This window comes from Cohnella sp. AR92, from assembly GCF_003990975.1.
Taxonomy (GTDB): domain Bacteria; phylum Bacillota; class Bacilli; order Paenibacillales; family Paenibacillaceae; genus Cohnella.
Genome location: NZ_RZJR01000021.1, coordinates 83,338 through 91,408 on the forward strand (window position 1 = coordinate 83,338; position 8,071 = coordinate 91,408).

Sequence of the window (8,071 nt, forward strand, 5' to 3'; positions counted from 1 at the left end):
TGCAAGTCTCATGAAGATTCGTAAAGCGATCATACCGGCGGCCGGCCTAGGCACGCGCTTCTTGCCGGCGACCAAAGCGATGCCCAAGGAGATGCTTCCTATCATCGACAAGCCGGCGATCCAATACATCGTCGAAGAAGCGGTCGCTTCGGGAATCGAAGACATCCTCATCGTCACCGGCAAGAACAAGCGGGCGATCGAGGACCACTTCGACAGCTCCTACGAGCTGGAGCAGAACCTGCTGCACCAAGGCAAGTACGATCTTCTGTCCGAAGTGCAGAAGGCATCCGATCTGACGGATATCCATTATATCCGCCAGAAGGAGCCGAAGGGGCTGGGGCACGCGATCTGGTGCGCGCGCAAGTTCATCGGGGACGAGCCCTTCGCCGTGCTGCTGGGGGACGACATCGTGCAATCGGAGAAGGAACCTTGCCTTAAGCAGATGATCAATGTGTTTAACGAGGTGCAGAGCAGCGTGCTGGCCGTCAAGCGGGTAGAGGGGAATGAAGTGTCCCGCTATGGGATCGTCGACCCGGCTGAGGAATCCGCCGGAACGTCCTTGATTCGCGTCAAGGGAGTGATCGAGAAGCCTGCGCCGGAGAAGGCGCCTTCCAACATCGCGATCATGGGCCGCTACATCCTGACCCCGGCGATCTTCGATCTGCTCGAGACCCAGAACATCGGAGCGGGCGGAGAGATTCAATTGACCGATGCGATCTTCCGTCTGCTTAGCCAAGAATCGATCTATGCGTATGCTTTCGAAGGCAGGCGCTACGACACGGGAGAGAAGCTCGGCTACCTGAAGACGATCATCGACTTCGCGCTTGAGCGTCCCGGCCTTGGCGACGACGTTCGGTCCTATCTCATCGAGAAGCTCAAAGGCGACGTTGCTTTTAACCGATAGAACGACGCAAAATCGCATCCGCGCATGAAGAACATGCCGCTCGATCCTCGCTTTGACGGGGGCGGGCGGCAGTTATTTTTTTACACAAACGAGGAGTTCTCCCTGCGGCTTGGAAGATTCGCCGAATTCCTGTAGACTAGGGGTAAACGTCATGGAGGAACGCATGATCGCATTCCCTTCTTTCTATGCCGGGTGGCGTCACGTGTTCAAGCTGGACCCGGATCGCCCGATCTCCGACGAAGATCTCGAGGCGGTATGCCTGTCCGGCACGGATGCCATCCTTGTCGGCGGTTCGAGCGGCGTCACCTACGAGAATACCGTGGATCTGCTGGCCAGGATCCGCCGATACGAGGTGCCCTGCGCCTTGGAGCTGACCGATCCCGAGAGCGCGGTTCCGGGCTTCGACGGCTACTTCGTTCCGCTCGTGATGAACGCGAAGGAGACCGATTGGCTGATCGGGCATCAGACGAGCGCGATCGAGGAGTTCGGAGCGTTCCTGCCTTGGGATATGACGGCCGGCGAAGCTTATATCGTGCTGAACGGGGAAGCGACGGCGGCGAAAGTGACGGGGGCGGAAGCCGCCTTAACCGATAGCCGGGTCATCGCCTACAGCCAACTGGCGGATCGACTCTGGAGGGTGCCGGTCGTATACTTGGAGTATAGCGGAGCTTTCGGCGATATGAAACTGGCGAAGAAAGTTCGCGAGACGCTTCGGCAGGCGCAGCTGTTCTACGGCGGCGGCGTTCGAACTCCGGAGCAGGCGCGGCAGGCGGCTGAGGCTGCCGACACGGTCATCGTAGGCAATGTCGTCTACGACGATCTCCGGGCTGCGATCGCGACGGTCGAAGCGGTGAAATTCAGCGTAAAGGAGCAAGACCATGTTTTTTGAACCGATGGATCCATCCGAGAACCAACAGGTGAACATAAACAAAGAAATCAACAGGCTCAATCCGAAGCAGAAAGAAGCCGCGATCACGACGGAAGGCCCGCTGCTTATCATGGCGGGAGCGGGCAGCGGCAAAACGCGGGTGCTGACGCATCGGATCGCCTATATCATAGCCCAGAGGCTGGCGGCCCCTTGGAGCATTCTCGCCATCACCTTTACCAACAAAGCGGCGCGCGAGATGCAGGAGCGGGTATCGAAGCTGGTCGGCCCGTCCGGACGCGACATCTGGGTCAGTACCTTCCACTCGATGTGCGTGCGCATCCTGCGGCGGGATATCGAGCGGATCGGCTTCACCTCGAACTTCAGCATTCTCGATTCGAGCGATCAGCTGTCCGTTATCCGCGCTATTATGAAGGAACAGAACGTCGACACGAAGAAGTTCGAGCCCAAGGCGGTCCAAGCGATGATGAGCGCCGCCAAGAACGAGCTCGTTTCTCCGGAACAATACGAGTCTCGCATCGGGGACTATTTTCAAACGATTGTCGCCAAGGTTTACACCCAGTACCAGAAGAGGCTCAAGAGCAACAATTCCCTCGATTTCGACGACCTCATCATGATGACCATAAAGCTGTTCAAGGACGTTCCCGAGGTGCTCGAGTTCTACCAGAATAAGTTCAAGTACATCCACGTCGACGAATACCAGGATACGAACCGGGCCCAATACATGCTGACCCGCATGCTGGCGGACAAGCATCATAACATCTGCGTCGTCGGCGACAGCGATCAGTCGATCTACCGTTGGCGCGGCGCGGACATCACGAACATCCTCAACTTCGAGAAGGACTACCCGGAAGCGACGACGATCCTGCTCGAGCAGAATTACCGTTCCACCTCCAACATTCTCGAAGCGGCCAACCAAGTGATAAAGAACAACATGGGACGCAAGGCGAAGAATCTATGGACGGACCAAGACGGCGGGGAGAAAATATCGGTCTACCAAGGGGATTCCGAGCATGAGGAAGGGTACTTCGTCGCGAGGGAGATCAAGCGAGGCAGGCAGAACGGCAAGCATTACAGCGATCATGCTATCCTTTATCGAACGAATGCCCAGTCCCGGGTGATGGAAGAGATTCTGATCAAGTCGGAGATCCCGTACCAAATCGTAGGCGGCACGAAGTTCTATGACCGCAAAGAAATCAAAGACATTCTCGCTTACCTGCGCCTCATCTCCAACCCGGACGACGATATCAGCCTTAACCGAATCGTCAACGTGCCGAAGCGCAGTCTCGGGGACACGACCATGGCGAAGGTGCAGGAGGAAGCGGCTCGCCGCGGCATCTCGATCTACAGTCTGCTTAGCGAAGGCGACGGCATTCTGGGCGACGGCCTATTCAATGTCGATATCCAGGGACGGGCTAAGAACGCGCTGTCGGGCTTCCGCTACCTGATCGCCAACCTGACGGCCATGGTCGACTACCTGTCGGTTACCGAGCTCACGGAGAAGATGCTCGAGATGACCGAATACCGGATGGAGCTGATTCGAGAGAATACGCTGGAATCCAAAGCCCGTCTGGAGAACATCGAAGAATTCCTGTCCGTTACCCAAGAGTTCGAGAAGCGCAGCGATGACAAGTCGCTCGTCGCGTTTCTGACGGATCTGGCGCTGATCGCCGACATCGACTCCATGAACAATGACGAAGAGGACAGCGACGACGCGGTCGTTCTCATGACCATGCACAGCGCGAAAGGGCTGGAATTCCCCGTCGTGTTCATCATCGGCATGGAAGAAGGGGTTTTCCCGGGCAGCCGGGCCTTCCTCGACAACGACGAGATGGAAGAAGAACGGCGTCTGGCGTATGTCGGCATCACCCGCGCGGAGAAGAAGCTGTATCTGACCTGCGCGAGAATGCGGCTGCTCTACGGACGGACGAGCAACAACCTGCCTTCGCGCTTCCTGCAGGAGATCCCGGACGAGCTGAAGGAGCTGTCCGAGCCATCGGGCGGCCGAAGCCAAGGCGGCTATGGCGGAGGCTTCGGAGCTAGGCCGAGCTATGGCGGGGGCGGAGGCGGCGGTTTCGCCGCGGGCGGCGCGGCTCCTCGCTTCGGCTCGGCCGCGGGGCAGGGCCAAGCGGGCAGCTTCGGAGCCGGACGCTTCGGTGCGCCGGGAGGCGGCGCGCCAGGCGGGGGCTTCGGCGGCCGTCCGAGCGCCGGACAGCCCGCCGCTGCGGGCGGTTTCGGCTCGCGCCCGGCTCAAGGCGGCGCGCGGGTGGTGCCGCAGCCGGGAGCGCCGAAGCCGGCGGCTGCCGGAGAAGGCGGCTTGTCCGTCTCCGCGGGCGATAAGGTGCAGCACGCCAAGTGGGGCGTCGGCACCGTAGTCGCCGTGAAGGGCACGGGCAACGACACCGAGCTCACGATTGCGTTTAACGCTCCTATCGGAGTGAAGCGGCTTCTGGCGGCGTTCGCTCCGGTGACGAAGATATAGGAATACGGAAATAAAGGAATATAGGAATCCATCCTTACGATCCTTAATTGAAGAGAGGGTTTGGCCCATGGCGGATTCGCTGCAACGAATGACAGAGCTTGTCGCGAAGCTAAACGAGCACAGCCATCGTTATTACACGGAAGATAGCCCGACGATCAGCGACAAGGAGTACGACCTCCTCTACGACGAGCTGGTCGCGCTTGAAGCGGAGACGGGGACGTCGCTTCCGGATTCGCCTACCCATCGGGTCGGCGGAGAGATCCTCAAGGGCTTCGAGCCGCATCGCCATCTTTCCCGTCTGTGGAGCTTGGACAAGGCGCAGAGCGCGGAGGATCTTGCCGCCTGGGAGACGAGGGTCCGGAAGCTGATCGCGGATTACAATGCGAAGAACCCCGAGAAGCCGCTTCCGGAGCCGGAGTTCGTCGTCGAATTGAAGTACGATGGGCTTACGTTGAACCTGACCTACCAGGATGGACAGCTCGTTCAGGCTTCTACGCGCGGCAACGGAGTCGTAGGCGAAGGCATACGGGCTCAGGTGCGGACGATCCGCTCGATCCCATTGACGATACCGTTCGATCAGGGAACGGTTGAAGTGCAGGGCGAAGGGATCATGCGCCTCTCCGTGCTGGAACGATACAACGAGACGGCGGCGGAGCCCTTGAAGAATGCCCGCAACGCGGCGGCCGGGGCGCTTCGGAACCTCGATCCTCGCGTGACCGCATCCCGCAAGCTGGACGCCTTTTTCTACAATGTGGGTTATGCGGAAGGCATCGGCTTCCGCGATCATCGGGAGATGATGGATTTTCTGCGCGGCAGCCGCTTCCCGGTCAATCCATACGTTCGTTACTTCCGGGATTTCTCGGAGCTGTCGTCCGAGCTCGCACAGATTGCCGAACGCCGGAACAGCCTCGACTACCTGATCGACGGAGCCGTCATCAAGATAGTGGACTTCGCGACTCGGGAAGCGCTGGGCTATACCGATAAGTTTCCTCGCTGGGCGATCGCCTTCAAGTTCGAAGCGGAAGAGACGACGACGGTTCTCGAATCGGTCTCCTGGGAAGTGGGCCGCACGGGCAAGATCACCCCTCTCGCCCGGGTGGAAGCGGTCGAGCTGGCGGGAGTGACCGTCCAGAACTGCACGTTGAACAATATCGGGGACATCGAACGGAAAAACTTGAAGTACGGCTTGGGCACGAGAGTGTTCATTCGGCGTTCGAACGACGTGATTCCGGAGATCCTCGGCAAAGCGGACGAGTCCGAGACCGGCCAGGAGATCGTCTATCCGACCGTTTGCCCGGGCTGCGGCTCTCCGCTCGAGATGCGCGGGGCTCACCTGTTCTGCAACAATCGTCTCGGATGCAAGCCGCAGGTGGTTGCCCGGATCACGCACTTCGCTTCCCGCGATTGCATGGATATCGAGACGTTCAGCGGCAAAACGGCGGAGCAGCTGTATGACCAACTGGAAGTTAGGGATCCGGCCGATCTGTACGGGCTGACGCTGGAGCAGCTGATAGGACTCGAACGGTTCGGCGAGAAGAAAGCGGCCAATCTGCTGGCGGCGCTGGAGAAGTCGAAGTCTCGCGACCTGGCGGCGTTCCTGAATGCCCTCGGCATTCCGAATACCGGCAAGGCGACGGCGAAGACGCTCGCCGACCATTACGGCGACCTCGACAAGCTGATGGCGGCGGAAGCCGAGGAGCTGACGGCGCTTCCGGACGTCGGCGGCATCGTCGCGGAGAGCATTGCGGGCTACTTCCGCGATCCGCTCATGCAAGAGAGCATCGCGCGGATGAGAGCGGCAGGAGTGAAGGCGGAAGCGGAGCGCCCGGCGGCAGAGGCCGCGGATGCCGGACACCCGCTGTACGGCAAGACGGTCGTGCTGACCGGCACGCTGACGAAGATGACGCGGGACGAAGCGGCCAAGCGGCTCGAAGCTCTCGGCGCGAAGGTGTCGGGCAGCGTCTCCAAGAAGACGGACCTCGTCATCGCGGGGGAGAGCGCGGGCAGCAAGCTGACCAAAGCGCGAGATCTTGGCGTCGAGGTTCTGGAAGACGAAGAGGAACTGGCCCGTCTGTTGGGCATGGAATAGCTTGAAGAAGCGGCTCGGAACAAACCGGGCTGCTTTTTTTTTTCGGCTAACTCCCCTTCCCCAACCGGTAGAACTTCGCCAACCTCCTCGCGCTTCTCTCCCGGCGACGAAGGTGCCGGGCGTCATGACGCAGCACGATAGGGGTGGACGCACATCTGCCAAGGTTGCCGCTATTACCGCGCCTCTCCCCTTCGCTCAGGTGAGCTCTGATTCCCTGCATCCTTCGCTTTGGCCGCGCCTTGCTCGCCTCTCCCCTGGATCAGGAGTTCGAACGGGCGAGGGGGATATTGAAGGATGTAGGAAAGCGAATTGTAAAGTTGCAAATTATGAAGGGGACGACGAATGAAGGGAAGACGAATGAAGGGGAGACCGGGAAGCGTGGCTGTATAATAGGATAATCACCCCCGTTGCCTTTCTTCCTGAGCGAAGGGGAGAGGCTGACTAGCGGGTCGGAAGATTGCGAATAACAACAAGCCCCCGCTATCCATTGGACAGCGGGGGCTTTGCGTAGTCGGCTCTTATTGTTAGCTGTGGCTAAGTCTGTGTTTGAGCTGTTTGTATTGGAAGTACAACGTGCATCCGATGCAGTACCCGAGCAGAGCGACGCCGGCGGCGATGAATAGGAACGCGGCGAACACGTATCCGGCTGCCGTCCAGCCTAGGGCGAAGAACAGCAAGGACAGAGTGAGGAACAGAACGGCCAATGAGTTGTTGAAGCGGGTCAGCACCTCGGCTTGCGTCTCGCGCCCTTCCGTACGTAGGAATGGCTTCGCGATTCGGACGAATAAGTTCCATTTGCCGCTCGTGGCCAAGCCGACGACTTCGATAAGCCAGAGCGCGGCAAGAAGCCAAGGTTGTCGGAAGACGGCCGTCAGGATAAGAAGAACAACGATGCCGGTCTGATTGGCTTTGATATAAGGCATGGGATTCTCGCGCATGGAGAACACCTCCGGGGGATATAATCACTTTAATACCAACTTAGTCGATCGGAATAAAAATGTCAATCATTTAGGAGACTAATTAGGAGAAGATATTGTTCTTTAACAATGTAAAATAATACCTGTTGCAATCGGATTGCGATTCATGGTACATTATTTCTCGCGCCGCTGAGGCCGAGCACGAATCGCTTCTAACACAAAAGAAGAAGATGACTTCCGGATTGAACGTGAAGACGACAAACTGGAAAACATTGAGGGTTGCAAAGCGAGACGGTATGCGATAAGATGTAATTCCTGCTTCGGAAACGGAGCGAAACTTGTTCCTTGAAAACTGAACATCGAGCGTAAATGGAAATAAATCGTCGAGCGGAACTTCGGTTCTGCGAGACAAACCAGCAGTACAGAACGAGCCTTCAAGGTTCTTCAAAAAGGTTTACCTTTATGGAGAGTTTGATCCTGGCTCAGGACGAACGCTGGCGGCGTGCCTAATACATGCAAGTCGAGCGGATCTTCTTGAGTAGCTTGCTACTTAAGAAGGTTAGCGGCGGACGGGTGAGTAACACGTAGGCAACCTGCCCATAAGACCGGGATAACATTCGGAAACGAATGCTAAGACCGGATACGCAGGACTGGGGCATCCCGGTTCTGGGAAACACGGTGCAAGCTGTGGCTTATGGATGGGCCTGCGGCGCATTAGCTAGTTGGTGGGGTAACGGCCTACCAAGGCGACGATGCGTAGCCGACCTGAGAGGGTGAACGGCCACACTGGGAC

5 protein-coding genes and 1 rRNA gene are annotated in these 8,071 nt (G+C 58.3%); 5 read left to right on the forward strand and 1 reads right to left on the reverse strand.

Features of this window, described 5'->3' with window-relative positions:
• Positions 1-10: 10 nt before the first annotated feature.
• The 4 genes from galU to ligA all read left to right on the forward strand — a co-directional run bounded on the left by galU (position 11) and on the right by ligA (position 6,361).
• A complete protein-coding gene (gene galU / locus ELR57_RS25725) occupies positions 11-904 on the forward strand; it encodes a UTP--glucose-1-phosphate uridylyltransferase GalU (protein ID WP_126962428.1) in 894 nt (297 codons plus the stop codon).
• Between the two features lie 151 nt (positions 905-1,055).
• Positions 1,056-1,793 carry a heptaprenylglyceryl phosphate synthase gene (pcrB, locus tag ELR57_RS25730; protein WP_238162695.1) on the forward strand — a complete coding sequence of 246 codons (738 nt, stop codon included), beginning with the start codon at positions 1,056-1,058 and terminating at the stop codon, positions 1,791-1,793.
• Positions 1,783-4,272: a DNA helicase PcrA gene (pcrA, locus tag ELR57_RS25735; protein WP_126962430.1), complete on the forward strand. Its 2,490-nt coding sequence runs from the start codon at positions 1,783-1,785 to the stop codon at positions 4,270-4,272. Before pcrB ends, pcrA begins: the two co-directional genes overlap by 11 nt.
• Positions 4,273-4,339: 67 nt before the next feature.
• Positions 4,340-6,361, forward strand: a complete 2,022-nt coding sequence (gene ligA / locus ELR57_RS25740; protein ID WP_126962432.1) for an NAD-dependent DNA ligase LigA — start codon at positions 4,340-4,342, stop codon at positions 6,359-6,361.
• Positions 6,362-6,885: 524 nt separating this feature from the next.
• Here ligA and ELR57_RS25745 read toward each other — a convergent pair.
• The gene (locus ELR57_RS25745) at positions 6,886-7,299 is read right to left on the reverse strand and encodes a DUF4395 domain-containing protein (RefSeq protein WP_126962434.1); all 414 of its coding nucleotides are present in this window, start codon (positions 7,297-7,299) and stop codon (positions 6,886-6,888) included.
• Positions 7,300-7,737: 438 nt separating this feature from the next.
• Here ELR57_RS25745 and ELR57_RS25750 point away from each other — a divergent pair.
• Positions 7,738-8,071, forward strand: a 16S ribosomal RNA gene (locus tag ELR57_RS25750); the annotation flags it as partial.

Bases quoted from the DNA above. Each gene is read 5' to 3' on its own strand.
- ligA (WP_126962432.1), top strand. From the start codon at position 4,340: ATGGCGGATTCGCTGCAACGAATGACAGAGCTTGTCGCGAAGCTAAAC.
- pcrB (WP_238162695.1), top strand. From the start codon at position 1,056: ATGGAGGAACGCATGATCGCATTCCCTTCTTTCTATGCCGGGTGGCGT.
- galU (WP_126962428.1), top strand. From the start codon at position 11: ATGAAGATTCGTAAAGCGATCATACCGGCGGCCGGCCTAGGCACGCGC.
- ELR57_RS25745 (WP_126962434.1), bottom strand. From the start codon at position 7,299: ATGCGCGAGAATCCCATGCCTTATATCAAAGCCAATCAGACCGGCATC.
- pcrA (WP_126962430.1), top strand. From the start codon at position 1,783: ATGTTTTTTGAACCGATGGATCCATCCGAGAACCAACAGGTGAACATA.